A 25895-nucleotide genomic window follows, 5' to 3' on the forward strand; every position below is an offset into this window, starting at 1 on the left:
GAGAGGAACACCGGCACTGCGTAGATCACGTGCAGGCTGCGGTAGCCGTTCTGCTTCGGATTCTTGATGTAGTCCTTGACCCGCAGCACCTGAATGTCGGATTGCGCCGAAAGATAGTTCGACACCGAGTACACGTCGTCGCGATAGTTGCAGATGACTCGGATGCCGGCCACGTCGAAAAGATTGTCCTTGATGGACTGGGTGGTCGGCGGCAGCTCTTTGCGCCTGAGCTTCTCCAGAATCGAATCGACGGATTTGAGCCGGCGTTCCAAATGATGAATGGGATTGTGCTCGAAGCGCACTTGGAACTCGCTGTCGAGCACATCCAGCTTCGTGCTGATCTCGTACATCGCCCCCTCGTACACCTGCATGAGATCCACGAATTCGGTGATCTCGCTACCGTTGAACGACGTCCTGTTGGCGTTTGCCGCTTCGAGCCTCGCCTGCATTTCGGCGGTGTTGATGCGGTCATGACGGTCTAATATCACGGTTCCCTATCATAGCCGCATGGCGCTGACGGTTGACTGGATAGTTTCATGGATATGCGCCCTTCTGAACATATACGGCGTATATGCGCGGCTTGCAGGCGCAACGTGTCGCCCAGTCCGGTGGCGGCGCATCGCTACAATCGCGCATATGCATGCAATATGGGAATCCGGCGCGACTTTGGGTGCGGAAGCGGGCGCAGAGACGGCCACGGCATCTGAGAGCGGTGTTTCGGTGCCGGTGCTAGTGCGCGATGACGCTGGCAGCAACAGCCCTGAACCGGGCGCGATGAGCGGCAGCACGCGCAAGGTCGTCTCCATCATCGGCCCCACCGCCTCGGGCAAGACCGGACTCGCCATCGCGCTCGCCGAAACTCTGCGTGAGCGGGGGAATACGGCGGAAATCATCAACGCCGACGCCTATCAGATGTATCGCGGCATGGATGTCGGCACGGCGAAGGCCACGCCACAGGAGCGCCAAGCGGTGCCGCACCACCTCATCGACATCATCGAGCCCGACGACGCTATGAGCGTGGCGCGATTCCAGCAGCTCGCCACGGCGTGCATCGCGCAACTGCAGCAGCGCAATATCCGCCCGATTCTCGTCGGGGGATCGGGGCTGTACGCGCGTGCCGCGATTGACGACATTTCCTTCCCGGCGACCGACCCGACCGTGCGTTCACAGCTAGAGGAACGCTCGCGCGTCGAAGGACCGGGCGCGTTGTACGCCGAGCTGCAGGCCAAGGATCCGCAGGCCGCAGCGCGCATGGACCCGCATAACCCCCGCCGCACGATTCGCGCCTTGGAGGTCATTGCGATTACGGGGAAGCCGTACTCGGCGAGTCTGCCGCAGTATCGCTACGTCATGCCCGCCGTGCAAATCGGGCTGGATCTGCCGCGCGAGGAGCTCGACCGGCGTATCGATATCCGCACCGAAGCGATGCGGCAGGCAGGATTCGTTGATGAGGTGCGCCGGCTGCGGCCCCATCTAGGAGTCACTGCGGCTCGTGCGCTGGGCTATCAGCAGATTCTTGAGGCGCTCGATGGCACTATCAGCGAGGATGAGGCCTTCGCGCAGATCGCCCAGCGCACGAAGCGGCTGGCGCGCAAGCAGATGGGCTGGTTCGGGCGCGACCCACGCATTCACTGGCTCAATACGCTCGACCCGCAGCTGGTGGACCATGCGCTTGCGGTTATCGAACAGGCGGATGCAGGAGCCTTTGACGAGCATGACGCGAATGCGACCGGCTACGCTCACCATCACCTCGGCGATGTGGACGAAGCAGGTAATGTGACCGAAGCGTAGCGTACATCATAGCGTGTCAGTGCGCCGGGCCCTGGTCCCAGCCGGCAATAAGAAAAACGCGCGTGGGATTGACCGGGCGCTGAATAGCGGCGAACAGCTGCTCGAAGCCGCTGATATCGCCGGTATAGGCCAGCCGCTTCGCGTGCTTGTAGGCTTGCCGGCTCACCGGGCCCCAGTCCAGATCCCAGCCCGCGTCATGTGCCAGCCGCGAGGCGAAGATACGCAGCACCATCGCGTTGCCGCCCTTGAAGGGATGCAGATAGCCCAGCTCGTCATAGATCTTCGCCAATTCATGGGTGAAATCGTCGCGATCGAGATTGCGCAGATTGTGCTTCTCGCTCAGCTCGGTGGAGATGTTCATCGCCCCGGTGTCGATAAGTCCGGCCGGGAAGAACGCCTCCGGATCCTCGTCACGGCCGGCATCACGATCGGGCTCGTTGGCTGAATCGCCCGAACTGTGCGAGGCGGCGCGCTGCATGCTGTGGTCCTTGACATCCTTGGTGCGCAGTAGACCCGCGTCGTCGTACACGCCATCGAACAGTGCATGGTGAATGGCCTGCAGCTCTGAAAGATCGCCTGTGGGCTCCCAGCCGCGCTCGGCGAGCAATACGGTTCTGGCGAACACGCCGCTTGCCGCGTCATGCGGGTCTCGGTCGGCGATCTCGATCAGCTGGCGCACGTCCGAGCTGCCCAAGGCATAGCCATCCGCTGCCCGTTTCGTGGCGTCGTTGGGCGTCATTGCTTCCAATGCGCAGTTCTTGCGGGCAAATGCGACTGCGACGGCACGTTCTGCAGGAGTCATATCTGCCTATCATAGTCGATGGAAATCTGATGAAAAGTCGATGGGAACGGGAGCCGGTAGAATCAAGGGCGTTATGGCACGAACCGCATCTTCATCAAACAACACAGCCAAGTCCCCGCGCTCCAAGGCGAAGGGGGCCTCGAGCGATGCCAAAGGCTCCGCCAGCGAGCTCAAACCCGAGCCGTTCTGGCATAAGGCGCTGCTCGCCGTGCCTCGAGGGCTTGGCAAAATCGTGCGCACCATCAGCGGCGTCGGCGAATACGACCCTCAGAACCGCAACGATGGCTGGTGCTTCATCCTGCTGGTGTTGGCAATAGCGTTCGTCGCCTCGGAATGGTTCCGCGTCGACGGGGTGCTGGGCAGGGCGCTGCACACCTTCGCCTCGGGCGTTTTCGGCGTCATGAGCGTGGTGCTGCCGGTGCTGCTCACCTATCTTTCGATACGCCTTATGCGCAACAGCGGCGCGGATTCGGACAATGCCAAGGTGGTGACCGGCTGGTCGCTGCTGCTGTGGTCCGTGTGCTCGATTATCGATGCGCTGGTGGCTTCGGACACGCGAAGCTTCAATATGTCCGAGATACAGGGCGCTGGCGGACTGCTCGGCTTCGCGCTCGGCTCTCCGCTTTCGTGGGGCCTGTCCAAGGGCTTCGCCGTGCTCATTTTCGTCGTGACCGCGCTGTTTGCCCTGCTGCTGATCACTCGTATGCATGTCAATGAGGTTCCTGATCGCATTCGCGGCGTGTTCGGTCGTCGTAGTGCAGCAGCCAGCAATGCCGATGATGATACTGAGCAGTTCCCGAACGAGGTGCATGTCGGCGAGGGCACGCTATCCTTCGCACAGGGCGTGCCTTCGCACGATGACGCGGACGAGGCGGAGCGGACGCTGGATGACAAGGCGGCGAAGGGTGGACTGTGGGCGAAGTTCCTGTCGCGCTTCTCCCGCAAGGGAGCGGATGCAGACAGCGGGTCCTTGGATCGCTACGAGAATGACACCGCATTCGACAAGGCTGCGCGCAGTCACGGCGAGAGCGCTCAGTTCCCAGCGGTCGACGCGCCTACTGGCGCTGCGCAGGGTACCGGGGCAACCGGAGCAACGTACGATGGCGCTGATCTGCACTTGCAGGGCAACGCCGGTTCACCGCGTATCGTCAACCCGACGTATGACCGCGCCGCATATGACGACGCGGAGAATTCGCAGCCTACGGTCGCGTTGAATCCGTTGGGAAGCGCTGCACAGGCAGGTTACGGCGAACACGCTGCAGCGCCCGGCTCTGCCATGGCCGACCCGTGGGCGGCAATCGGCACCCCAGGGTCGGCGCAGGATGGCGGCGATGCCATGCTGGTGAACGCCGCAACGGGTGAGATAGCCGACGACGGCAGCGACAACAGCAATGACGCCGGCATCCCTGACGATGCGCTGGCGCCGTACCAATTGCCCGACCTGAACCTGCTGGCCAAAGGGCAGCCGCATGCCGTGCGCACGCCGGCCAACGACAATGTCATTCGCGCGCTGACCTCCACCTTCCAGCAGTTCAAGGTGGACGCCAAAGTCGTCGGCTTCCTGCGCGGCCCCTCCGTCACCCAGTACGAAGTGGAGCTTGGCCCAGGCGTCAAGGTCGAGAAGGTCACTAACCTGCAGCGCAATATCGCGTACGCAGTGGCCAGCTCCGACGTTCGCATCCTGTCGCCGATTCCCGGCAAATCGGCCATCGGCATCGAGATTCCGAACATCGACCGCGAAATCGTGCATCTGGGCGATGTGCTGCGCTCTGACGAGGCGGTGAGTGACGCCAACCCGATGCTCGCGGGCGTGGGCAAGGACGTCGAAGGGCATTTCGTCACTGCCGATCTGACCAAGATGCCGCATCTGCTCGTTGCCGGTGCCACTGGCTCGGGCAAGTCGAGCTTCATCAACTCCATGCTTACCTCGGTCATCATGCGGGCCACGCCCGAGCAGGTCCGCCTGATCATGGTGGACCCCAAGCGCGTCGAGCTGTCGGCCTACGCAGGCATCCCGCATCTGCTCACGCCCATTATCACCGACCCCAAGAAGGCCGCGCAGGCCCTCGAATGGGTCGTCAAGGAGATGGACGCGCGCTACGACGACCTGCAGTTCTTCGGCTTCCGCCATGTCAAGGACTTCAACGAGGCCGTGCGCGCCGGCAAAGTCCACGCCCCGCTCGGCTCGAATCGCAAGGTGGCTCCATATCCGTACCTGCTTGTCGTGGTCGACGAGATGGCCGACCTCATGATGGTGGCCAAGAACGATGTGGAGAGCTCGATCCAGCGCATCACGCAGCTGGCCCGCGCCGCCGGCGTGCATCTGGTGCTGGCTACGCAGCGCCCGTCGGTCGACGTCGTCACCGGCCTGATCAAGGCGAATATTCCATCCCGGCTGGCGTTTGCCACGTCGTCGGCGACCGATTCACGCGTCATCCTCGACTCGGTGGGCGCGGAGACCTTGATTGGTCAGGGCGATGCGCTGTTCCTGCCAATGGGATCGGCCAAGGCGTTGCGCGTGCAGGGTTCGTGGGTGAGCGAATCCGAGATTCGCAAGGCGGTCGAATACGTGCGCACGCAGCGCAAGCCGCATTACCGCGACGACATCGAGCAGATGGCCAAGGAAGCCGAGCAGCATGCCGTCGAGCCTGACGAGGATATCGGCAACGATATGGATGTGCTGCTGCAGGCGGCTGAGCTGGTCGTCACCACGCAGTTCGGGTCCACTTCGATGCTGCAGCGCAAGCTGCGCGTCGGATTCGCAAAAGCTGGGCGGCTGATGGACCTGCTCGAATCGCGCGGCGTCGTAGGACCTTCCGAGGGTTCGAAGGCCCGGCAGGTGCTGGTGCAGCCGCAGGACTTGCAGCAGGTGCTCGCCTTCATCCGCGGGGAGAGCGATTCGCTGCAGACTTCGGCGGGAGCGGCAGGCGAGGCGAACGATGCGCTGGGCGAATAATTCGAGCAGCGCGGCAGTTGTCACCGGTTTTGCTGATTTTGCTGATTTTGCTGGTTTTGGCGACTTTGCCGATTACAGCTTCGATTTCAGCGATATGCGCATGTGCGGTAATGAGTTCGCAATAGGGTGAATAGTATGCAAACACGGGATGAACATAAGACATCGTTATGGGACGGTTGGAATAGCCCACCGAATCTGGTGACCTATTCCCGTATCGTGCTGGTGCTGATTTTCCTTTGGGCGGACATCGCCGCCGGCCCTTGGGGCGCGCAGAACCTACGGCTGCGATGGGCTGCGGCGCTGCTCTTCGTCGTTGCCGCGTCCACCGACAAGCTGGACGGCTGGATGGCGCGCAAGTACGATCAGGTCACCGAACTGGGCAAGCTTATGGATCCCATCGCCGACAAACTGCTGATTCTGGCCACGCTGGTCGTGGCCTCGGCATTCGGCGAGGTGTTCTGGTGGGTTACGATTCTGTTCCTGATTCGCGAGCTGGGCATCACGGTGATGCGTTTCTTCGTCATTGACAGCGGCGGCAAGGTCATCGCCGCTTCGCGGGCAGGAAAATACAAGACCCTGACCGAATGCGTTGGTCTGGGCATGCTGCTGACGCCCATGTGGTCGCTTGCCTCGGGCGATGAGGTCCCTACCTGGGTCAATGTCTACCATGGCGTCACGCAGGCGATTATCTATATCGCGCTTGCGCTATGCCTGTATTCCGGCGGGGAGTATCTGATCAACACCTTCGGCGGGCGTCGATCCGCGTCCTCGGCCGGCGGCGATCAGTCGGCATGACTGGCATGGTTGACGCGACTGGTATGGCTGGCATAGCCAGTGTGCCTCGCACCGAGACGTCCGACGATGAATCGGATATGCGAGGTCGCTGCGACGCGCTTGCCGCTGGGATTCTCGCGCGTTGCAAGACACTCGGCGTGAAAATAGCCGCTGCGGAATCGCTGACTGGGGGATTGCTGGCCGACGCCTTCGTGCGTGTGCCGGGTGCTTCGGCGGTGTTCCTTGGCTCGGCGGTCACCTATGACATCGCCGCCAAGGCCTCGATTCTGGGCGTGGACGCCGAGCTGCTGCGGCGCGAAGGCGCGGTGCATCCCGAGGTGGCGCGTCAGATGGCGCAGGCCACGGCGAATCTTTACTGCCAGCCGGGCTATGACGCAGTCATCGGCCTGTCGACCACCGGCGTTGCGGGGCCCGGACCGGACGGCAGCAAACCTGCGGGGCTGGTGTACGTTGGTCTGGTGATTCCGGCTGCGATTTCGGCTTCCGGGCATATGCGCACTGTCGTGCGAGAGCTGCACTGCCACGGCACGCGTGAAGTGGTGCGCCAGCAAAGCGTGCTGCATGTTTTGGAAAACCTAAGCGAACTAACAGTGAATTCACAGGAATAATCTCGTCTTCCCGGTGTTGTTCATAGTGTAAGCCTTACGAACACGAGCCGAAAGGAATGGCGCATATGGACACGATGACACGCACCAACGAACAGACGGATGTAACCACCCTGTCGACACGGCCGGTTCAGGCGGGCAATGCGCGTATGCGCGATTTGACTCCCGCACAGCGCAGGGCGGTGATGTTCGCCCAGCAGCAGGTGATACGCGCGCGGGCTGCGAAGAAGGCCAAGGATGAGCGGCAGGCTGCGCTCAGCCGCATGTGGCAGGCCGAGGACGCCGAGCAGCAGTCCAAGCCCAGGGCGGCTTCGCGCAAACGCGAGTCCACCAGCGAAAGCAGGGATATGTCGCTGCGCGAGGCGATAGGGCATGTGCTGCGCGATCTGCGCACGCAGGACCATAAGACACTGCGCGAGGTAAGCGAAAAGGCCGGCGTCTCGCTCGGCTATCTTTCCGAAGTCGAGCGCGGGCAGAAGGAAGCCAGCTCCGAGCTGCTTGGCTCGATCGCCGAATCGCTGGGACTGAGCACCGCGCAGATGCTGCGCATGGTCGCCGACTATCTCGATTCCGTCGAGCTGTGAGCATCGCGTCGTATCCGGCAATATAACGACAACGAAACCCGCCACCTGTGGATGGCGGGTTTTTCGTGCGTATGCAAGTCTTGTGTGCAAGTCATGCGTGTGCGAGGGCAACGGCGTGCGTAGTTGTGGCGGAGTAGAATTCGCTGAGACGAGATATGGCAGGAACTATGAGATCGAGGTGCTGTGCGCGAACGGGAGTTTTGGGAGCTGCTTGAGGAGATTTTCGGCCGCAGCTATGGCCGCAGTCTTGCCCATGACCAGCAGCTCACCGCGCTTGAGGGCATGAGCGTGGTGCAGGCTCTCGCAGCGGGCGTCGAGCCGCGCGTCGTCTGGAATGTGCTGTGCGACCAGATGGATGTTCCTGATTCCAAGCGATGGGGCAGGGACCACAACGCGCCTCCGCTGCCAGCGCGCTGATTGGGCTTCGCGGTGCCAGTGCGGTGAACGACGTTCGTCGCGGTTGCGGACGACACGCCGTGTTTCCCGTAGCATATTCGAACAAATGTTCGTATGCTGGGTTATAGTATTTTCAGCGCAGATCATGCATCGGCGGCTTCCACACACACTGGCGGCTTCCAGCCATCAACGGCTCTGCGGCCGCTTCGGATTCGGCGGCTGAGGGCCCTGTGAGACGAGAGACGCTCGGCGTGTCGAAATGGCAAGCCTTCGACCACAATGGTCTGTCGGGATTGCCGAGGCGGCATGTCACGCCATACCGTGGGATGTGACGAGAGCTGTACAACGTAAGGAGCAGACATGGCACAACAGGCAAAAGTCGCGTCGAAGGCGAACGTGACAGATTTACGCGGCGAGGACCCGCGGCGGCAGGCCGCGCTGAAAACCGCGCTGCAGGAGGTCGAGAAGAGCTTCGGCAAGGGGTCGGCTATGCGCTTGGGCGACAAGCCCGCGCAAGACGTCGAGGTCATCCCCACCGGGTCTCTTGCACTGGATATGGCCTTGGGAATAGGCGGGCTGCCCCGTGGCCGCATCGTGGAGATCTACGGTCCGGAATCCTCTGGCAAGACGACACTGGCGCTGCATGTGGTCGCCAATGCGCAGAAGAACGGGGGAGTGGCGGCGTTCATCGACGCCGAGCACGCCTTGGACCCGGTTTATGCCAAGCATTTGGGCGTGGACACGGACTCGCTGATTGTCTCGCAGCCTGACAACGGCGAGCAGGCGCTCGAGATCGCCGACATGCTGATTCGTTCTGGCGCGCTGGATGTCATCGTCATCGATTCGGTGGCGGCGCTGGTGCCCAAGGCCGAAATCGAAGGCGAGATGGGCGACAGCCACGTTGGCTTGCAGGCGAGGCTGATGAGCCAGGCGCTGCGCAAGATGACCGGTGCACTGGCGCAGGCCGGTACCACCGCCATCTTCATCAACCAGTTGCGCGAGAAGATCGGCGTGTTCTTCGGCAGCCCCGAGACCACCACCGGCGGCAAGGCGCTGAAGTTCTATTCCTCGGTCCGCTTGGACATCAGGCGCATTCAGACGCTGAAGAACGGCGATGAGGCCGTGGGCAACCGCACCAAGGTCAAAGTGGTGAAGAACAAGATGGCGCCGCCCTTCAAATTCGCCGAATTCGATGTGCTTTACGGCGAGGGCATCTCGAAGGAAGGCTCCGTGCTGGACATGGCGCTGCAATGCAATGTGGCGAAGAAGTCCGGCTCTTGGTTCACCTACGACGGCGAGCAGCTTGGCCAGGGCCGCGAGAACGTGCGGCAGTTCATGAAGGACAATCCGGCGATTACCGATGAGATTGAGCGCAAGGTGAAAATCGCCTTCGGTCTGCTTCCCGACGACACGCCGGACCCTGACGATGCCGATAACGCAGCTGGTGGTGATGCAGACGGCGGTGATGCGGCTCATGACGCAACCAGCGCGGGCGAGTCAGGCGACTCCAAGGCCAAAGCCCCAAAGGCTGCCGCAGCCAAGGCATAGCCGATGATTAGCGCCGAAGAGTTCCTGAGCAGCCACACGCCTGTTGTCGAAGAGGGCGAACCGGAGACGGAGCAGCCCGAAAGGCGAGCCAAAGAGACTGATTTGGCAGCCCAAGGCGATGCGGCAGGGAAAACCACTCAGGGTGGGGCAGCTGCGCCCCTGCGGCATGCCGGTTCCTTCGGCGCGCAGACTGATGATGCTGAAGCTGCCGGTTCTGGCATTGCTGGGCACGCTCACGGCGCTGGGCATGCTCATGACGCTGGGTCTGGAACGGCATCATCGTATGGTTTGCACGGTGTCAGTCGCAGCAGTTTCGGCCACTCTGGCTTCCGCGATGCGCATTCGCGGAAGCCGTATGGTGGCACGCGCCGGTCGCGCAGACACGCGCGAAACCCCGACGACACCTCGCCCAGGGCGCAATCCCGGGGGCAGCGCGGGCCTGATGATCCGCAGAGTCTCGATGCATGCCGGGAGGCGGCGCTGACGCTGCTGGATGCTGCGGCGCGCCCATCCGGGGCGTTGCGAACACGCTTGCTTGGCAAAGGCTATGCATCAGACGTTGTCGAAGAGGTCATCGAGCGGTTGAGCGCGGTGAATCTTATCGATGACCGGGCGTATGCGCAATCAGCGGTCCGCTACTGCATCGGGCGGATGTACGGGCGACGCGGTGCCATCAACGAACTCGTGCGCAAGGGAGTCGAACGGCCGTTGGCCGCCGAGGTCGTGGATGAAGCAGACAAACACGGTGCGTTCGAGGAATCGGCGTGGGAGCTTGGGCGTTCCGTCGAACACAAAACGCGTGGGCTTGATCGCCAGGTGCGCAAACGCCGTTTGTGGAGCGCCGGCGGGCGCAAAGGGCATGACCCGGCGGTGCTGCAGATCGTGGCGCATGAGCTGTTTGACGTTAGCGCTGACGTTGCTGCTGACGATGGGGCGAATACCGCCGAACGTCGCTGAACGATTGAACGATAAGGAGTGTTGAGACCCCTCATACCCCGGGTTCTGTCGTGCGCCAAAGCGCACGGATGGCCATCCATCTCGACCTGACGTTGCCGCCAGGCTCTAGCAGCCTACCCGAAGGCCCGAGCGAGCAGCTCGTTACGCCTTCTGCTTGGCCTTGCTCCCGATGAGGCTTGCCATGCGACCCACTGTTACCAGGGGCCCGGTGGTCTCTTGCACCGCCGTTTCACCCTTACCCGGCCATGCGGCCAGGCGGTCTGTTCTCTGTTGCGCTATCTCTCAGGTCGCCCTGGGCGGACGTTATCCGCCATCGTGCCCTGTGGAGCCCGGAAGTTCCTCAGACCCGCCATAAGCGTGTCCGCGGCCACCGAAGGATCTCAACCGCTTCATTGTAGCAAGACTTTCGGTGTCGATTGCATAACGTTCGCGAAACGAGTTGTTTGCCGCGAGTCTTTGCTGCGTTAACCCAAGCTTCGATTACAATGAGTCGTACCCGGACAGTGAAGACGCCGTCCGACACATATAGCGGGAAACCGCTTGAGATAGGAGGTCCACATGGAAATCGTCGTAACCGGACGTCACACGCAGATCAAGCAGAGGTTCCGCGATGTCGTCGAAAGCAAGATGAATCGTGTGACCGCCATCGCCCCGGACGCACAGCGCGCGCAGATCGTGCTTTCACATGAGGGCAATCCTCGTCAGGCGGACACGGCCGAACGCGTGGAAATCACCGTGATCGCAGGTCGCTCCGTCGTACGTGCCGAGGCATCGAGCACCGATGAGTTCAGCGCGCTTGACATGGCGCTGGATAAATTGACGCTGCGGCTGCGCCGTACGCGCGACCGGCGCAAGGACCATCGCCGTGGCTACACCAACCCGGCCCCGGTCGATCTGGGAACCATCCTCCCGCCCGAGGAGCCGGAGGCAGAGCCCGAAGAGCCGAACAACAGTCCCCAGGCCGCCATCGCTTCTGAGTTGGGACCCGGCGAATCCGTCGAGGTGCAGGTCGGCGACACTCCGATTGTGATTCGCCGCAAGCTGCACGTCGCCGATCCGATGACCATCGACGAGGCGCTGTACGAAATGGAACTGATCGGCCACGATTTCTTCCTCTTCGTCAATAAGGAGACGGGCCGTCCATCGGTTGTCTATCACCGTCACGGATGGAGCTACGGCGTGTTCGAGATCGATACCGCCGACAACGTCGCCAAAGTCACCAAGGGCTGAAAACCGGCATAGGGAGTCAACCTGGAATTCAGACCTAGGGAATTCGCCTTCAGCGAGCGTGTTCCCGGGGAATGATGGCAGAAATCCCGCAAAACTAACAAGGACGAGGGGCCGTGCATCAATGCGATGTACGGCCCCTCGTTACGTCTCAGATGCGGGCGGCGAGCGTCAGGCCGGATTATAGGCTGTAAGAAGCCGTGGAGTGAACCCCAGACATCGTACGAAAGGAGATGAAAGGGGGCTGCTGCACGAATCGACGCCAGCCTGTCATGAAAATCGGCGCACTCGCGTACTATATAGACTGTTTGTGCCCGGCCCAACGGTGCCGGGGTATGCTCGTTTTAACGAACAAGACGGATCAGGGAGCAAAAACGTGGTAGACATCGTCGACAAGGCGCTTCGTATGGGCGAAGGCCACCAGATCAAGAAGCTGGAGAACGTGGCGAAGGCCGTGAACGCTCTTGAGGATAAGATATCCGCATTGAGCGACGACGAGCTCAAGGGGCAGACCGCCAAATTCAAGAAGCGGATTGCTGATGGGGAAAGCCTTGACGATCTGATGCCCGAAGCCTTCGCCACGGTGCGCGAGGTTTCCAAGCGCACGCTCGGCCAGCGCCATTTCGATGTGCAGCTCATGGGCGGCGCGGCGCTGCATTGGGGCAATATCGCCGAAATGAAAACAGGTGAAGGCAAGACACTCGTGGCTACGCTGCCCGCGTATTTGAATGCGCTTGGCGGCAAGGGCGTCCACGTGGTCACCGTCAACGATTATCTGGCGAGCTACCAGAGCGAGCTGATGGGGCGTATCTTCCGCTTCCTGGGGCTTACCGTCGGCTGCATCATCACCGATCAGAAGCCTGCCGAGCGTCGCAAGCAGTACAACGCCGACATCACCTACGGCACCAACAACGAGTTCGGCTTCGACTACCTGCGTGACAACATGGCATGGGAGAAGAACGAACTGGTGCAGCGCGGGCATAACTTCGCGATCGTCGATGAGGTGGACTCCATCCTTATCGATGAGGCCCGTACCCCGCTCATCATCTCCGGCCCGGCCGAAGGCGACGTGACGCGCTGGTACCGCCAGTTCGCGCGGCTGGTCCCCAGGCTTACCCGCGACGAGGACTATGAGGTCGACGAGAAGAAGAAGGTCGTCGGCATCCTCGATCCAGGCATTACGAAGGTCGAGGACTTCCTCGGCATCGACAACCTGTACGAACCCAGCAACACGGCGCTGATTGGCTACCTCAACAACGCCATCAAGGCCAAGGAACTCTTCCTGCGAGACAAGGACTATGTCGTGACGCACGGCGAGGTCCTCATCGTCGACGAGCACACTGGCCGCATCCTGTCCGGACGCCGCTACAACGAGGGCCTGCACCAGGCCATCGAGGCCAAGGAAGGCGTCGAGGTCAAGGCCGAGAACCAGACCTTCGCCACCATCACCCTGCAGAACTACTTCCGCATGTACGACAAGCTCTCGGGCATGACCGGCACCGCCGAAACCGAGGCGGCCGAATTCATGGGCACCTATAAGCTTGGCGTGCTGCCGATTCCGACGAACCGCCCGATGGTGCGCCAGGACAAGGACGACCTGATCTTCCGCACCAAGAAGGAGAAGCTCACCGCCATCGTCAAGGACGTGGCCAGGCGCCATCTCAAGGGCCAGCCGGTGCTGCTGGGCACCGCCTCGGTCGAATCCTCCGAAATTGTCTCCTCGCTGCTTGATGTCGCCGGCATCGAGCATCAGGTCCTCAACGCGAAGCAGCATGGACGCGAGGCTGCGGTCGTCGCCGTCGCCGGACGCAAGGGCGCCGTCACCGTGGCCACCAACATGGCCGGACGAGGCACCGACATCATGCTCGGCGGCAATGTCGAGTTCCTGGCCGATCAGAAGCTCAAGTCCGAAGGCTATTCGCCTGACGACACCCCGCAGGAGTACGAGGATCGCTGGCCCGGCACGCTCGCCGAGATGAAGGCGCAGGCCAAGGGCGAGCATGAGGAGGTCACCGAGCTCGGCGGCCTGTACGTGCTGGGCACCGAACGTCACGAGTCGCGGCGTATTGACAACCAGCTGCGCGGCCGTTCGGGGCGTCAGGGTGACCCGGGCGAGTCCCGGTTCTACCTGAGCCTCGAAGACGACCTGATGCGCCTGTTCAACACGCAGCTCGTCGCCCGCGTCATGACCAAGGGCATGCCTGAAGGCGAGCCGATCGAGTCGAAGAGCGTCTCCAAGGGCGTGCGCACCGCGCAGAAGTCCGTGGAATCGCGCAACTTCGAAATCCGTAAGAACGTGCTCAAGTATGACGACGTGATGAACAAGCAGCGCAAGGTCATCTACGCCGAGCGTCAGGCGGTGCTCAAGGGCGAGGACATCCACGAGGATGTCGAGCGCTTCATCGCCGACACTGCGGAAAGCTATATCAAGGGTGCCAACAACGGCTCCGACAAGCCGAAGGACTGGGACTGGGAGGGGCTGTTCAAGGCCCTGAACATGGTCTTCCCGGTCGGCGTCGACATGGACGAGGCCAAGAAGAAGGTCACTGACCTAAAGCACGAGAAGGCCGTCGAGGCGCTGCGTGACATCTTCGTCGAAGACGCCAAAGCCCAGTACGCCGAATTCGAGAAGAAAATCGGCGCCGAAGGCCTGCGTCAGCTCGAACGGCGTGTCGTGCTCGCGGTGCTTGACCGCAAATGGCGTGAGCATCTCTACGAGATGGACTATCTCAAGGATGGCATCGGCCTGCGCGGCATGGGCCAGCGCGACCCGCTGGTCGAATACCAGCGCGAAGGCTACCAGATGTACAACTCGATGATCGAGGCCATCAAGGAGGAAAGCGTCCAGCTGCTCTTCCATGTCGACGTCGAGCAGGTCGCCCGCACCGAGGACCTGGAAACCGAGCAGGACGAGGATGCTGCGGTCGATGCGGCTCAATCGGCACTTGGTATTGCCTCGTCTTCTGAGGAGACCGGCGAGGCCAGTGACGCGGTGGCGATCAGCTCCGAGCCAGGCGACCCCGATGCTGCTTCTACCCAGGACAGCGACGAGGACGACAGCGCCCAGCCCGGCATCGTCGGTCCGGCTCCGCTCAGCCACGCCGAGGGCAAGGTTCCTGCGAGCAAGCGGCCCAAGAGCGAGGAATCGAAGACGGCATGGTCGGACGGGAAGACCTTCCCCGGCACCTCCAAGAACGCGTCGTGCCCGTGCGGCTCGGGGCGCAAGTACAAGATGTGCCACGGTCAGAACGAGTGACGGCGAAGCGATGACACGCTGAGCTGCGATTCAACAGCAGGCAATCGAACAGTCGGCAATTGAACGGCCATCAATTGAACGGCCATCAATTAAATGACGCAGGGCGGCGAACACTGGCAACGGTGCTCGCCGCTTTGCTATTCGCATGGTGATGTCTGCTAGGCACAGTCATGTGTTTGAGTAGGGGAAAACGCAGGGATATGCCCAGCAGAACCAACATATGGAAACGCGAAAACATTCTGTGACGGGAAGACAGTAGAATAGGGCATCGTCATGGCGCTGTGCCATGAGCAGCAGCATCACGCCTCAGGGAGGGCTTATGTCCGAGATCACATGGAAGTCGATTCTCACGAAGCTGGTCGGTGGCGACCACTTGAACGCACAGGAGTCTCGATGGTTCGTGGATGACCTGATGAACGGCGACGCCAATCCGGCAGCTGTCGGTGCCGTGCTGGCGATGCAGCAGCAGCTTGGACTGACCGCCGATGAGATTTCAGGAGCTTCGCAGGCCATGGTCGCGCATGCCGTGCCGCTGCATGTGGGCGGCGAGCTCACCGACATCGTGGGCACCGGTGGCGATGGCGCCGCGACGGTGAATCTGTCGAGCATGGGTTCGGTGGTCGCTGCTGCGGCCGGCGTCAAAATCGTCAAGCACGGCAACCGCGCCGCCTCCTCGAAGTGCGGTGCCGCCGATGTGCTCGAAGCCTTGGGTCTTCCGCTTGACCTCGAACCGCAGGCCGTAGCCGAAATCGGCGACGAGGTGGGCATCACCTTCGCCTTCGCCAAGACCTTCCATCCTTCGATGCGCTTCGTAGGTCCGGTGCGTTCTGCGCTGGGCATTCCGTGCGTGTTCAATGTGCTCGGTCCGTTGACCAACCCCGCCAAGCCGCAGCATGTGGCCATCGGCTGCGCAGACCGCAAGCTCAGCCCTTTGATGGCGCAGGTGTACGCCGAGCACGGGCAGAGCGGCATGGTCTACACCTCGCACGAAGGCCTGGACGAGCTGGCACCGACGGGGCCGGTGTCCGTGTGGGAGATTGCCGATGGCAAAGTCACCGAGATTGAATTCGACCCGGTGGAGCAGCTGGGACTTGAACGCATCGATGTCAGCGCACTCAGGGGAGGGGAGCCGGAGCTCAATGCCTCCATCTTCCGCCGCTTCCTTGCGGGCGAGGGCGTGTCGTCGCGTTCGACGGCGTTGCTCAACGCCGCGTCGGCCATCGTGGCCGATGGACATCTGGTGCCGCAGGGCGATTTCATCGAGCGTTTCAAGGCAGCCTACGCGATCGCGGAGCAGACCGTCGACTCCGGTGCGGCTCAGGCGCTGCTCGACCGCTGGCTCGCCGCAGCTCAGGCCAAGCGCTAGCGGGTCGAACGAGTCAGACTCTGGCGCCGTCGTCAAAATAGTCATCGCGGGTCTGCGAGGATCCGCGATGACGGGCGATGAGTCCTGCGCCGCCAATGAGTGCGCAGGGGCCGAAGAACATGCCCAGTATGCCCGTGTACTGGTGGAAGAACACCGACGCGATGGTGCCGGCGATGCCGACGAGCAGCAGCCCCCAGAACACCAGTGTCGTGGCATCGATATGACCGATTTTCGGGTTCGGCGGCACGAAGTCGTCCTGCGCGTCGAGCATATCGTCGGCATCCAGCCAGCTTGAGGCTGTGAAATCGCGTGGGCCGTGGCTGGCGCTCGGCATGTCGTCGGCGAAGGTTCCCTCATCGAGGTCGCTGACCGAGAGCAGCGCCTCCTTCTCCTTGCGCTTGGCATGCTTCTCGAACTGCTTCGCGCTGCGGGAATGCGCGACATCACCCAAATCGTCGGCATGGCTGCTCTCGAACTCGGCCCACAGCTCGTCGGCGTTGGCAGCGTCGGCGGCGTCGGCCTTATCGCCGTCAGCGGCATTATTGACGCCGTTCGAGCCGTTTTTCGGCGTGGAGTTTGGACTCGTATCTTCGCCGTTGCTATTGTTGAGTTCAGTCATAGGCACCACTCTAATAGAGGTGCCGTAACAACTTGGCGCATCACGACCATGCCGCTGCACATAAGGCGGTGGCCGTCGAACGCCGCGCGAAAGGGAGAGCCATGCTCTACTGGTTGTTCGTCAAGGGACTCGGCCCCGTCGCCCGCTGGCGCATGAACCCGTCAAGCCGAGGAGTCGAGAACATTCCCAAGCAAGGCGGCGCGATCATCGCCTCGAACCATCTTGCCGTCATCGACGATGCGCTGATACCGTTGACCAGTCCGCGCATGATTCACTTCATGGGCAAGGCCGAATACTTCGAAGGCAAAGGTATCAAAGGCAAATTCCAGAAATGGTGGTTCACTTCGGTGGGAGTCTTCCCTGTGGATCGCTCTGGTGGCTCCAAATCCTTGGGTGCGCTGGCGCATGCTCGTGAAATCCTCGAAGCAGGGCATCTCTTCGGCATCCATGTCGAAGGCACGCGCAGCCCCGACGGGCGGCTCTACCGAGGCCATGTCGGTGTGGCGAAGCTGGCGCTGGAAACCGGCTGCCCGATCATTCCCACGGCCGTCATCGGCAGCCGCGAGCTGCAGAAGCCGGGGCAGGTGATTCCGTCAAAGGGCGATTCGATGGTGATTTATGGCAAGTCGATCACCGTGGCGAAGAAGGAACCAGACGATATCACGCATGATGAGCTGCGCTCGCTGACCGACCGTGTGACCGAGGCCATCCGCAAGCTCAGCGGCCAGGACTATGTCGACGAATACGCCCAGAAGGTCAAGGCGCGGCTGCAGGCGCAGGAGTCGCCGTCAGACACTGCAGAGCATGAGACGCGCTGACAGGAGCAGGAGTAGGAGCGCCGAGGAAGGCGGCAACGGGGACGTAGGGCTATTTATTGGTGTGTTCCTGCTGCAGTATCTTCCTTAAGCACGCGCACGTGGATGCTGTCGGCGAATGAGAATTGCAGGGTAATTGGGGCGGCAGCAGGTTGGTCGTTTAAGCCGGAATCGATACTTTCCGAGCTGTTTGCCGAAACCGGTGAATGCAATTGGGAGAGCGTCATGGTGCCGGACGTCTTGTCTTGGTTCTCGACGCGCAGCGTTGTACCGATGGTGATGTGCTGGGCATCGAAGTAGCGTAGCAGCTCGGGATCCTCGTCGCTGACGCGCTCGATGGTGACGGCTGCGCCGGCTTCTACCTCGGACAGCGGGGTTTCGGCGACGTTTGGCATCGAACCATCGGCACGGGGAATCGGGTCGCCGTGGGGGTCGGTCGCGGGGTGACCGAGCATATCGTCAATGCGATCGATCATCATGTCCGAAGCGGCGTGTTCCAGTGCATCGGCTTCGGCGTGCACTTCGTCCCACGAGTAGTGCAGCGCGCTGACGAGGAAGGTCTCTAGCAGCCGGTGCCGGCGCACCATAGCCAGCGCGTACTGCTCGCCGGTGTCGGTCAGTTCGATGGCACCATAGGGGTCGTGCCGGGCATAGCCGCCCGAGACGAGGCGGGCCACTGCACCGGAGACGGTTGAAGGCCTGACATGCGCCTTGTTCGCCAGATCCGAGGGCTGCACAGGGGTGCGCCCCCATTCGTGGAATCCCCAGATGACCTTGAGATAGTCCTGCGCATTGGGGGAGAGGTCCTGTAATGTCATAACCCACCAGTGTATGCGGCCGCCTGCCATACGCGACACGGCTAGGTTAGACGCGTCATGTGAGATCGTTCACTTCGCGTCGGGCTTGAAACTGCCCATGCGGCGCGCGATGCCGGTATCGTCGTAAGTGTTATAGGCAATACAGTGTCATAAGTGCAAGTGGCATAATCAGCACAGTGTCATGAGCACGGCTGGCCGCATATCGACCGGCGACATGCGGCTGCGGCGTCAACGCCGCGCTGCAGCCCGGAACAATCGCTCGCGAAGGAGTTATGAACATGGCAAAGGCTATCGAAGAGGCCAAGGTACTGATCATCGTACAGAACTGGGGCATCGAGGAGACTGAGATGACGCGGCCGCTGCGCGATCTCAAGGCCGCAGGGGCACAGGTGACTCTGGCGGCTGCATCGCTGGACCCTGTTGAAACCGTGCAGCATGACCGTTATGAGGGCGAAACCGTGCAGCCTGATGCGACCTACGACAGCGTGAATGCGGCGGATTACGATCTGCTGGTCGTTCCCGGCGGCACCTGCAATGTGGACCGTCTGCGTGTCGCTCCGGCCGCCATCAAGCTCGCGCAGGACTTCGCCCATGCCGGCAAGCCCATCGCCGCGATTTGCCACGGCCCGTGGCTGCTGGTCAACGCCGGGCTGCTGCCGGGCAAGACCTCAAGCAGCTGCCGCTATATCAAGGCCGATATCGAGAACGCAGGCGGCACGCAGGTCGATGAGGTGCTGCATGTGTGCAATGCCAACGGCTGGCGCCTGATCTCCTCGCGCAAGCCCGACGACCTCGATGCTTTCGTTGGCGCAATCAAGGACACGCTCACCGAGTAATGTGAGGTGTGGCTGGTGAGAGTTGCGGCTAGTGAGTCTCAGCGTGTCACGGTTGAGGACGGCTGACAGAGCAAGGGGATGACGAACGCTCAGCCAAAGTCAGCCAAAGATTGCAGCGCCGTCTTTGACCATGATGATGGAAATGAGGAACAGAATCCACACCGCATCGACCATAAGGTCATAATTGAGGCGGTAGTAAGTCTTGAGGCCCGCACGATCAGGCAGATGCTGCACGCTGGCCGTGGCGTGGGAGAGCGCCATGAACTGGATTGTGGTGGAGAACATGAGTACGAGGCACCACGGGCACAGGGCGCGGATGACGAAAACCGACTGGGTGAACAGCCAGTAGGCGTAGAGCAACGCGAACAGCCCACCGAACCAGGTGGCGGCGGCGAACCAGCGCGGTATGCGGATGCGGGCCAGGCCGATGACGGCGATGGTGACGAACACGCTTTCCGCCGCGATGCCGAAGAAGGCATTGGGGTAGCTCAGCCCGTTGAATTTGACGATTTCGGACTGCCAGGATTCGGCGACCGTCGAGCACGACAGCACGCTGTTGACATCGCAGTCCAGCAGCTTCTTGGGGTTATGGGCCAATTGGAGCGTCTCTGCTGACAGAATCAGCGACACCAGCAACGCTATGAGCGAAAACGCCAGCATGACCGCATAATTCCAGGTCGCGCTGTGGCGCAGCCCGGCCAGCGCGGGCGTGAACGGGGTAAGCGGCGAGCGTGAAGCGGGGGCAGGGACAGCGCTCCTGTGCAGCGCAGCGGCGTCAGACTCTGTGGTATCAGACGCTGTGGCATCAGCGACTACTGCTGTTACAGCGTCTGCGGCGTTCGTTCCGCTATCGGATAGGGCTGGGTTCTTGATGTCGTCCACAATGGTCCTTCTGTTGTTCCTCAACAAGTGATGTCGCTGTGATGAATCGCCGTATGATCATGACGCTGCCGTGTGCCGTTATGCGTTATGGCAGCCTCACGATTGCGGCGACATGATGACATTTACGCCTTCATATGCGCTTGTTTGCTGTGTCACAGCTTACGATGGTTGCATGACGTATGACGATTGTGCCGAGCGTCCGCAAACCGGCTGGGATATGCACTGCCACACGGTCTTTTCCGATGGCACGGAGACTCCCGAAGAGCTGGTCCGGCAGGCCAAAGCAATGCAGCTGCTCGGCGTGGCGATAACCGATCACGACACCACCAGCGGGTGGGTTCCCGCCCAGCGCGCCGCAGAGCGGCTGGGGCTGCCGTTGCTGCGCGGCACCGAAATCACTGCCGAATTCGACCGGACCTCTGTTCACATGCTCGCCTACCAATATGATCCGAACAGCCCGCATATCGCCGGCATGTTCGCCAGAACCCGCGATGGCCGCGTCCGCCGCGCCAAGATCATGGTGGAGCGGCTGTCCGAGGACTTTCCAATCACTTGGGACGGCGTACTCGATCAGGTCAAGGAAGGGTCACGCACCACGATTGGCCGGCCGCACATCGCCGATGCGCTGGTCGCCGCTGGTGTCTACGACACGCGCTCCGAGGCTTTTCAGGGGGCGGTAAATGGGCGCAGCAAGTATTACGTGCCCACGGCTTCGCCGACAGCGCTGGAAGTGGTGGATGCTGTACGCGAGGCCGGCGGTGTGAGCGTCGTCGCGCATCCGGCCGACACCAGCCGCAATCGCGTGCTGCTCAGCGACGAGCAGATTCACGCGCTGGTAGATGAGGGATTGGACGGGCTGGAAGTGTGGCATCGCGGCAACGCGCCAGCGCAACGCCTCCGGCTGCTTGCCCTCGCGCAGCGCTACGGGCTGCTGACCACCGGAGGGTCGGACTGGCACGGCAAAGGCAAGCCGAATCTGCTAGGCGAGAATGTGACCGATCCTGAGACCGTGGCGCAGATCATCGAGCGAGGGGCGATTGATCCGATTAACCCATCGGGAGCTTCATCGCTTGGCTAGTTTCGGCCGGCGTGTGCATTGAAAACCGAAAAACAACACCGAAAAACAATGCGTGGGCATGAAATCCATTGTAAAAACAACAGTCTCATGCTCACGCATTGCAGGTATGCTCAGGAGTGATTCGAAGCAATCGCCTGGTCGCAGCGCCGCTTGGTCACAGCGCGCCGAAGCCGACGGCGTGTCGCGTTTCGGAGCCGATCGTGGCATAGCCGAGGGCGCGGCCGGGTACCAGGATGCGGCGGCCCTTGCTGTCCGTGATGTCGATCATGGTCTGGTTGGCCACTGCATCGGCAATAAGCGAACCGATCTTTTCAGCGCTTTCGTCGCTGCTGAAATTCACCGGCCGCGCCACGTTCTGGATGCCCAGTTCGATATCCATCATTACTCCTTGTTGTTATCATTCAAACTTGCGTTCACAGCATTCGCTGCGCGTCACACGTGTCGCATATGAGACTCGTATGACGCGCAGCTTCGTTATGTCCCTAGCCATTGTGCCCGCACCCAGCGCTTTACGCTTTCGGCGTGGTGTCATTCGTGTCGTCGACTGACTGCGCGTCGGTTGACTGCGCGTCGCCAGAAACGAGGTTCGTGCTATTCGCACCGCCTGAGCTGACCGTTCCGGCACTGCCAGACTTCTGCGGTGCACTGCCTGATTCCTGCCGAGCATTCGCGTCGTAATCGGGATACTCGTTGCGGTCGGGATAGATATGCACGCCGCTGCTCGTCGTGTCGTCCGGGTCGAAGCCGTCCAGGCCCTCCTGCGCATCGCGCAAGGCGCGCTGCTCGCGTTCGAGTAGCGGGATGACGATGGTGGAGGTGTCGCTGGGGCTGAATGAGCCGCCATCGAACGTGTCATCATTGAAGGCGTCGTCGCTGCCAGTCAAACCGTTGGAACCCTGCGGGCGCTGCAATGACGAAGGAGCAATGGCCATCGTCGCCGATGAAGAGTGCTGCCTGGACTGTCCGAACTGCTTGGACTGCCTGCTCGACTGCACCGGACGGTCTGCCGTGGAATCCGAATCAACAGGCGCGGCTGTCCGGCTCGCCTGTGCCGAACCGGTTCTGTCCGATTCGCCGGTGGCGTCCATCTGCCCGGTTCCGTCGCCGTCTTGAGATTCGCCGGCACGTTCCTGTTCTGCGGCTTCGAGAGCGGCGCGGCGGCGCTCCGACTCGGAAAGCAGCGTGCCGACTGTGATGGTTGACGGTGCCTGACCCGGTGTGGCATGCGCGGAACGTACGGCAGGGGCGGCAGCGGCGTGACTCTGCGTCGCCACGGCGAGCTGATGGGCCAGCCGTTCGACCTGCGCCTTGAACTGCATGATCTTGGCATTGTCGGCGTGGTTGAGCGCCTGAATGAATTCGCCGACCTGCTCCATCTGCAGCCACAGGTTCGCGCGCAGCATAATCAGATCGTCCAGCCGCGACCCCAGCATGCGCCCGTAGGCCGTCAGCACGGCGTTGCGATGCGGCTCGTCAAGCTTGGCGAAGGTCCACGCCAGATCGCGCGCCGGATCGTTCACCTGCATGTCCTGCCAGTTGGTGACGGCGGTGATGGTGGAATCCGAGAAGAGGAAATCGCCGTCCGAGAAGCCGCCATGCACTGGGCAGGTGGCGAATGACCACAGGCCTTCGGTTTCCAATATGCGCGACCAGCTTGCGGTAATCGACGATGGAATATGGCCGGCCTGACGCAGCCGCTTGATCCAAGCGGTGAGCTGGGCGCGAATCTGCCCAGTGGAGAACGCCGGATATTTCCCCTCCTGCAGGAAGGTCGGACGCAGCCGGTGAATCGCGCCGATGGCGGTACCGACGCTTGCGCTGTCATCCAAAGTGAGCAGATCAAGCGGGCGGGACTGCCCATTGTGATGCGTGGCGACCAGAACCGCCGTGCTGCCGGTGACCCCCCGATCCGACGCGCCATCTTCGAACGCGAGCACGTTATCCATCGCGAATCCCAAGCCCCCGGGCTCCCTCGCCTTCGTCAACGTGTTCGCGGCATGCACGCGCCGCGCCAGACGTTTTTTGCCGGTCTCGGTATCGGAGGCGAAAACATCGTACAGGGCTCCGGAATTGTCTTGCACAACCGCCAGATCGATGCCCATCGCCTCATCCGTGGCGTTATTCTGCTCGCTGTTGCGTGCTCCGGCCACGGCGATGCTCGGCATGGCCGCCGATGCGAGTGCCGCCAACATGAGATTGCGTCGTTGATTCACACCTCCACACTAATACATAGGCGTCTAAAACCAACACGGTATGCCAATTTCTGGCGTTACCGGCTTGCGAATTTCGTCCTGCCCATACCGCTGAAGGTGCAAGCGCGGACAGCGCGAGGACTCAACGAGGGCACGGACAGCGTGCCATTAGGGGGTGCGGCTGACACAATGGCAGCTATGAATGCATCAGCCGAAGCCATCGTGCAGGGACTTGACGACGCCCAACTGGCCGCCGCCACGACCCTGCACGGCCCGGTGCGCATCATCGCCGGGGCCGGCGCGGGCAAGACGCGCACCGTGACGCGCCGCATCGCCTACGCCTGTGCGAGCGGGGCCTGGGACCCTACGCGCACGCTCGCGGTGACCTTCTCGGTCAAGGCGGCGGCTGAAATGCGCTCGCGGCTCGCCTCCTTAGGCGTTGGCGAACAGGTGACGGCTTCGACTTTCCACGCGGCGGCGCTCCACCAGCTGCGCCAGGTCTGGCCGGATATCTGCGAGGCGCCGTTCCCGCATGTGATTCGCGAGCCGGGCCGTGCCATCGACCAGTGCATGCGCCGGGTTCTGGGCACCGACCAGTTCGGCGACGCCGAAGTGCGCGCGATTCTGGCCGAGATCAACTGGTGCAAGGTGTCGCTTATCGCGCCGTCCGACTATTCGCGGGTATGCGCGGCCACGCATCGCCAGCCGCCCGCCGGCTTGGAAGTCGATCGGCTTGTCGATGTGATGCAGGAATACGAGCGCGTGAAGACCTCACATGGGGAGATTGACTTCAACGATATTCTGCTGCTGACCTGCCACATCCTCGATGACTTCCCGGAGGAAGCCGCGCATATCCGCGCCGCTATCGGCTGGCTCACCGTGGACGAGTACCAAGATGTTTCGCCGCTGCAGCACCGGCTGATGAGCCTGTGGCTGAACGGCAATCGCGATGTGTGCGTGGTGGGGGACCCCGCGCAGACCATCTACTCCTTCGCGGGGGCGAGTAGCTACGATCTGCTGGGCTTCGCCAGCGAATTCGCGCCGTTGAGCGCGGACATCGACCTCGGCATCGACTACCGCTCCACGCCGCAGGTCGTAGGCTGCGCGAATCGCGTGCTCGCGTCGGCAGCCAATCGCGAGGATTATCTCAAACTGTCGGCGCTCAGGCCAGGCGGCGCGCGGGTGGGCAGAACCGTTTACGACGATGATGACGAGGAGGCGCGTGGCGTGGCGATGCGCATCGCACGCATGGTTTCCCAGGGCGCTGCGCCGGACGATTTCGCCGTGCTCACTCGGATTAACGCCCAGCACCGGGTCGTCTGCCGCGCGTTGCGTGAGCAAGATCTGCATTATCGGGTGCGCAGAGATGCGGGCTGGCAGCATTCGGCGCTTGAAGACGAGGGCGCGGGGATGGAACATGCGCAGGGCCAGGCGCGGCAGGAGGCCTTGGAGCAGATTGGCGCGGGTGGTCAACAGGGCACCCAACAAGGCACCCAACAAGGGGTGACGCTGTCCACTATTCACGCGGCCAAGGGCTTGGAGTTCAAGCACGTCTTCATCATCGGATGCTCGGAGGGCCTGCTGCCGTTCAGCTCGCCCAGCCCTGGCGAGCAGCTTGAGGAGGAGCGGCGTCTCATGTACGTCGGCGTGACACGTGCCGAGGACACGCTGCACCTGTCATACGCGCGTCGCAAGGACTCGTCGGGCGGCATCGCCCGTGCGCCGAGCCGCTTTCTGTGAGGGGGAGCGTGCCTAGGGCCGTCAGAATCTAGCTGTCAGCACCTAATGTGCGCTCTGCGTGAGTCCTGTCTGCGGTCAATGCCCCTTTCGTGACGCTGATTCGCCTTTAGCGTCACGAAAAGGGCATCAGCTGCCCGATAATGCCCCTTTCGTGACGCTAATCCAAGCTAATAGTCACGAAAGGGGCACTCGATGATAGAGGCGTCGATTATGGGCACCGCAACATGGGCAGATGAGGCGTCGATGAGCTAGCTGAATATATTCCTAGGCCGTGGGCTTGTCGTCGTCTGAGTCGCTATCGCCTGAGTCGTCGTCACCCAAGTTGCTATCAGCATCATCCCCGGGATCCTCGCCGAGCAGCTTGCTCAGCTCGGCGTCCCAGTCGATTGCCGGCTCCTTTGTGGTTCCTTCGATGGCCTTGCTGCCAACCGGAGCCGCATCCGTCGATGTGGAGGATGTAGCGTCTGTGGCGTTTGCGGCGGTGATAGCGGCATCGTCGCCTGGTAGCTTGGGAAGCAGATCGGGGTGGCCCCATTTGGCGTCGCGCGCCTCGGCACCGTCGACGCTGCCAATGGTTTCCCAGAGCGCCGCAGCCTCGCGCATGCGCTTGGGCCGCAGCTGCATGCCAAGCA

Annotated in this window: 23 protein-coding genes, 1 other RNA gene and 1 pseudogene; 16 read left to right on the top strand and 9 right to left on the bottom strand. The window is 62.0% G+C overall.

Annotated elements, in window-relative coordinates; genetic code table 11:
• Window positions 1-449 (bottom strand): GTP pyrophosphokinase (locus tag LKK40_RS10250; RefSeq protein WP_304310495.1); only part of this gene is annotated, 449 nt, incomplete at its 3' end.
• Window positions 450-774: 325 nt separating this feature from the next.
• Here LKK40_RS10250 and miaA point away from each other — a divergent pair.
• Window positions 775-1791, top strand: coding sequence for a tRNA (adenosine(37)-N6)-dimethylallyltransferase MiaA (miaA, locus tag LKK40_RS10255; RefSeq protein ID WP_304310496.1), 1017 nt, complete (start codon window positions 775-777; stop codon window positions 1789-1791).
• 16 nt (window positions 1792-1807) lie between these two features.
• Here miaA and LKK40_RS10260 read toward each other — a convergent pair whose 3' ends face one another.
• Window positions 1808-2593, bottom strand: coding sequence for a Fic/DOC family protein (locus LKK40_RS10260; protein ID WP_304310482.1), 786 nt, complete (start codon window positions 2591-2593; stop codon window positions 1808-1810).
• A 73-nt stretch (window positions 2594-2666) separates the two neighbouring features.
• On the opposite strand from LKK40_RS10260, the gene LKK40_RS10265 reads away from it, so the two are divergent.
• The 8 genes and pseudogenes from LKK40_RS10265 to LKK40_RS10300 form a co-directional block, all read left to right on the top strand.
• Window positions 2667-5549: an FtsK/SpoIIIE family DNA translocase gene (locus tag LKK40_RS10265; RefSeq protein ID WP_304310483.1), complete on the top strand. Its 2883-nt coding sequence runs from the start codon at window positions 2667-2669 to the stop codon at window positions 5547-5549.
• Window positions 5533-5679 carry a hypothetical protein gene (locus LKK40_RS10270; RefSeq protein ID WP_304310484.1) on the top strand — a complete coding sequence of 49 codons (147 nt, stop codon included), beginning with the start codon at window positions 5533-5535 and terminating at the stop codon, window positions 5677-5679. The genes LKK40_RS10265 and LKK40_RS10270 overlap by 17 nt, the downstream gene beginning before the upstream one ends.
• 5 nt (window positions 5680-5684) lie before the next feature.
• Window positions 5685-6344 (top strand): CDP-diacylglycerol--glycerol-3-phosphate 3-phosphatidyltransferase, encoded by a 660-nt coding sequence (gene pgsA, locus LKK40_RS10275; protein ID WP_152580761.1) that lies wholly within the window; start codon window positions 5685-5687, stop codon window positions 6342-6344.
• A gap of 77 nt (window positions 6345-6421) precedes the next feature.
• Complete coding sequence (locus LKK40_RS10280; protein ID WP_304310497.1) at window positions 6422-6952, top strand: CinA family protein; 531 nt, start codon at window positions 6422-6424, stop codon at window positions 6950-6952.
• 65 nt (window positions 6953-7017) lie between these two features.
• A complete protein-coding gene (locus LKK40_RS10285) occupies window positions 7018-7533 on the top strand; it encodes a helix-turn-helix domain-containing protein (RefSeq protein WP_152580760.1) in 516 nt (171 codons plus the stop codon).
• 183 nt (window positions 7534-7716) lie between these two features.
• On the top strand, window positions 7717-7950 hold the full coding sequence (locus LKK40_RS10290; RefSeq protein WP_273293459.1) for a DUF3046 domain-containing protein: 234 nt from the start codon (window positions 7717-7719) through the stop codon (window positions 7948-7950).
• Between the two features lie 339 nt (window positions 7951-8289).
• Window positions 8290-9477: a recombinase RecA gene (gene recA / locus LKK40_RS10295; RefSeq protein ID WP_304310485.1), complete on the top strand. Its 1188-nt coding sequence runs from the start codon at window positions 8290-8292 to the stop codon at window positions 9475-9477.
• A gap of 369 nt (window positions 9478-9846) precedes the next feature.
• Window positions 9847-10434, top strand: a pseudogene (locus LKK40_RS10300) (regulatory protein RecX); the annotation flags it as partial.
• 18 nt (window positions 10435-10452) lie between these two features.
• On the opposite strand, the gene rnpB reads toward LKK40_RS10300, so the two are convergent.
• An RNA gene (gene rnpB / locus LKK40_RS10305) (RNase P RNA component class A) lies at window positions 10453-10817 on the bottom strand.
• Window positions 10818-10992: 175 nt separating this feature from the next.
• Between rnpB and hpf the strand changes: the two genes are divergently transcribed.
• From hpf to trpD, 3 genes are all read left to right on the top strand, one after another.
• Complete coding sequence (gene hpf / locus LKK40_RS10310; RefSeq protein ID WP_304310486.1) at window positions 10993-11664, top strand: ribosome hibernation-promoting factor, HPF/YfiA family; 672 nt, start codon at window positions 10993-10995, stop codon at window positions 11662-11664.
• 373 nt (window positions 11665-12037) lie between these two features.
• A complete protein-coding gene (secA, locus tag LKK40_RS10315) occupies window positions 12038-14917 on the top strand; it encodes a preprotein translocase subunit SecA (RefSeq protein WP_304310487.1) in 2880 nt (959 codons plus the stop codon).
• A 319-nt stretch (window positions 14918-15236) separates the two neighbouring features.
• The gene (gene trpD, locus LKK40_RS10320) at window positions 15237-16283 is read left to right on the top strand and encodes an anthranilate phosphoribosyltransferase (RefSeq protein ID WP_304310498.1); all 1047 of its coding nucleotides are present in this window, start codon (window positions 15237-15239) and stop codon (window positions 16281-16283) included.
• A gap of 13 nt (window positions 16284-16296) precedes the next feature.
• On the opposite strand, the gene LKK40_RS10325 is transcribed toward trpD, so the two are convergent.
• Complete coding sequence (locus LKK40_RS10325) at window positions 16297-16902, bottom strand: hypothetical protein (RefSeq protein WP_304310488.1); 606 nt, start codon at window positions 16900-16902, stop codon at window positions 16297-16299.
• 101 nt (window positions 16903-17003) lie between these two features.
• On the opposite strand from LKK40_RS10325, the gene LKK40_RS10330 reads away from it, so the two are divergent.
• On the top strand, window positions 17004-17720 hold the full coding sequence (locus LKK40_RS10330) for a lysophospholipid acyltransferase family protein (RefSeq protein ID WP_304310489.1): 717 nt from the start codon (window positions 17004-17006) through the stop codon (window positions 17718-17720).
• Window positions 17721-17773: 53 nt separating this feature from the next.
• On the opposite strand, the gene LKK40_RS10335 is transcribed toward LKK40_RS10330, so the two are convergent.
• Window positions 17774-18535: a metal-dependent transcriptional regulator gene (locus LKK40_RS10335; RefSeq protein WP_304310490.1), complete on the bottom strand. Its 762-nt coding sequence runs from the start codon at window positions 18533-18535 to the stop codon at window positions 17774-17776.
• A gap of 278 nt (window positions 18536-18813) precedes the next feature.
• On the opposite strand from LKK40_RS10335, the gene LKK40_RS10340 reads away from it, so the two are divergent.
• Window positions 18814-19371: a type 1 glutamine amidotransferase domain-containing protein gene (locus LKK40_RS10340; protein WP_304310491.1), complete on the top strand. Its 558-nt coding sequence runs from the start codon at window positions 18814-18816 to the stop codon at window positions 19369-19371.
• Window positions 19372-19470: 99 nt separating this feature from the next.
• On the opposite strand, the gene LKK40_RS10345 is transcribed toward LKK40_RS10340, so the two are convergent.
• Window positions 19471-20073, bottom strand: a complete 603-nt coding sequence (locus LKK40_RS10345) for a vitamin K epoxide reductase family protein (RefSeq protein ID WP_304310499.1) — start codon at window positions 20071-20073, stop codon at window positions 19471-19473.
• 352 nt (window positions 20074-20425) lie between these two features.
• On the opposite strand from LKK40_RS10345, the gene LKK40_RS10350 reads away from it, so the two are divergent.
• Window positions 20426-21331, top strand: coding sequence for a PHP domain-containing protein (locus LKK40_RS10350; protein WP_304310492.1), 906 nt, complete (start codon window positions 20426-20428; stop codon window positions 21329-21331).
• A gap of 154 nt (window positions 21332-21485) precedes the next feature.
• Here the strand turns inward: LKK40_RS10350 and LKK40_RS10355 are convergent, their stop codons facing one another.
• Together LKK40_RS10355 and LKK40_RS10360 are read right to left on the bottom strand one after the other, a co-directional pair.
• The gene (locus tag LKK40_RS10355) at window positions 21486-21710 is read right to left on the bottom strand and encodes a DUF3107 domain-containing protein (RefSeq protein WP_152580738.1); all 225 of its coding nucleotides are present in this window, start codon (window positions 21708-21710) and stop codon (window positions 21486-21488) included.
• A 130-nt stretch (window positions 21711-21840) separates the two neighbouring features.
• On the bottom strand, window positions 21841-23523 hold the full coding sequence (locus LKK40_RS10360; protein ID WP_304310500.1) for a phosphotransferase: 1683 nt from the start codon (window positions 23521-23523) through the stop codon (window positions 21841-21843).
• A gap of 189 nt (window positions 23524-23712) precedes the next feature.
• Between LKK40_RS10360 and LKK40_RS10365 the strand changes: the two genes are divergently transcribed.
• Entirely contained in the window at window positions 23713-25263 is a 1551-nt protein-coding gene (locus tag LKK40_RS10365) for an ATP-dependent helicase (protein ID WP_304310493.1), read from the top strand.
• 264 nt (window positions 25264-25527) lie between these two features.
• Here LKK40_RS10365 and LKK40_RS10370 read toward each other — a convergent pair.
• Window positions 25528-25895 (bottom strand): zinc-dependent metalloprotease (locus LKK40_RS10370; protein WP_304310494.1); only part of this gene is annotated, 368 nt, incomplete at its 5' end.

Source organism: Bifidobacterium tibiigranuli (assembly GCF_022655035.1).
GTDB classification, from domain to species: domain Bacteria; phylum Actinomycetota; class Actinomycetes; order Actinomycetales; family Bifidobacteriaceae; genus Bifidobacterium; species Bifidobacterium tibiigranuli_A.

What these genes read in the sequence shown, in the direction of transcription:
- miaA (WP_304310496.1), top strand. Translation starts at nt 775, where the DNA reads ATGAGCGGCAGCACGCGCAAGGTCGTCTCCATCATCGGCCCCACCGCC.
- LKK40_RS10260 (WP_304310482.1), bottom strand. Translation starts at nt 2,593, where the DNA reads ATGACTCCTGCAGAACGTGCCGTCGCAGTCGCATTTGCCCGCAAGAAC.
- LKK40_RS10265 (WP_304310483.1), top strand. Translation starts at nt 2,667, where the DNA reads ATGGCACGAACCGCATCTTCATCAAACAACACAGCCAAGTCCCCGCGC.
- LKK40_RS10270 (WP_304310484.1), top strand. Translation starts at nt 5,533, where the DNA reads ATGCGCTGGGCGAATAATTCGAGCAGCGCGGCAGTTGTCACCGGTTTT.
- pgsA (WP_152580761.1), top strand. Translation starts at nt 5,685, where the DNA reads ATGCAAACACGGGATGAACATAAGACATCGTTATGGGACGGTTGGAAT.
- LKK40_RS10280 (WP_304310497.1), top strand. Translation starts at nt 6,422, where the DNA reads ATGCGAGGTCGCTGCGACGCGCTTGCCGCTGGGATTCTCGCGCGTTGC.
- LKK40_RS10285 (WP_152580760.1), top strand. Translation starts at nt 7,018, where the DNA reads ATGGACACGATGACACGCACCAACGAACAGACGGATGTAACCACCCTG.
- recA (WP_304310485.1), top strand. Translation starts at nt 8,290, where the DNA reads ATGGCACAACAGGCAAAAGTCGCGTCGAAGGCGAACGTGACAGATTTA.
- hpf (WP_304310486.1), top strand. Translation starts at nt 10,993, where the DNA reads ATGGAAATCGTCGTAACCGGACGTCACACGCAGATCAAGCAGAGGTTC.
- trpD (WP_304310498.1), top strand. Translation starts at nt 15,237, where the DNA reads ATGTCCGAGATCACATGGAAGTCGATTCTCACGAAGCTGGTCGGTGGC.
- LKK40_RS10325 (WP_304310488.1), bottom strand. Translation starts at nt 16,902, where the DNA reads ATGACTGAACTCAACAATAGCAACGGCGAAGATACGAGTCCAAACTCC.
- LKK40_RS10330 (WP_304310489.1), top strand. Translation starts at nt 17,004, where the DNA reads ATGCTCTACTGGTTGTTCGTCAAGGGACTCGGCCCCGTCGCCCGCTGG.
- LKK40_RS10335 (WP_304310490.1), bottom strand. Translation starts at nt 18,535, where the DNA reads ATGACATTACAGGACCTCTCCCCCAATGCGCAGGACTATCTCAAGGTC.
- LKK40_RS10340 (WP_304310491.1), top strand. Translation starts at nt 18,814, where the DNA reads ATGGCAAAGGCTATCGAAGAGGCCAAGGTACTGATCATCGTACAGAAC.
- LKK40_RS10350 (WP_304310492.1), top strand. Translation starts at nt 20,426, where the DNA reads ATGACGTATGACGATTGTGCCGAGCGTCCGCAAACCGGCTGGGATATG.
- LKK40_RS10355 (WP_152580738.1), bottom strand. Translation starts at nt 21,710, where the DNA reads ATGGATATCGAACTGGGCATCCAGAACGTGGCGCGGCCGGTGAATTTC.
- LKK40_RS10360 (WP_304310500.1), bottom strand. Translation starts at nt 23,523, where the DNA reads ATGTTGGCGGCACTCGCATCGGCGGCCATGCCGAGCATCGCCGTGGCC.
- LKK40_RS10365 (WP_304310493.1), top strand. Translation starts at nt 23,713, where the DNA reads ATGGCAGCTATGAATGCATCAGCCGAAGCCATCGTGCAGGGACTTGAC.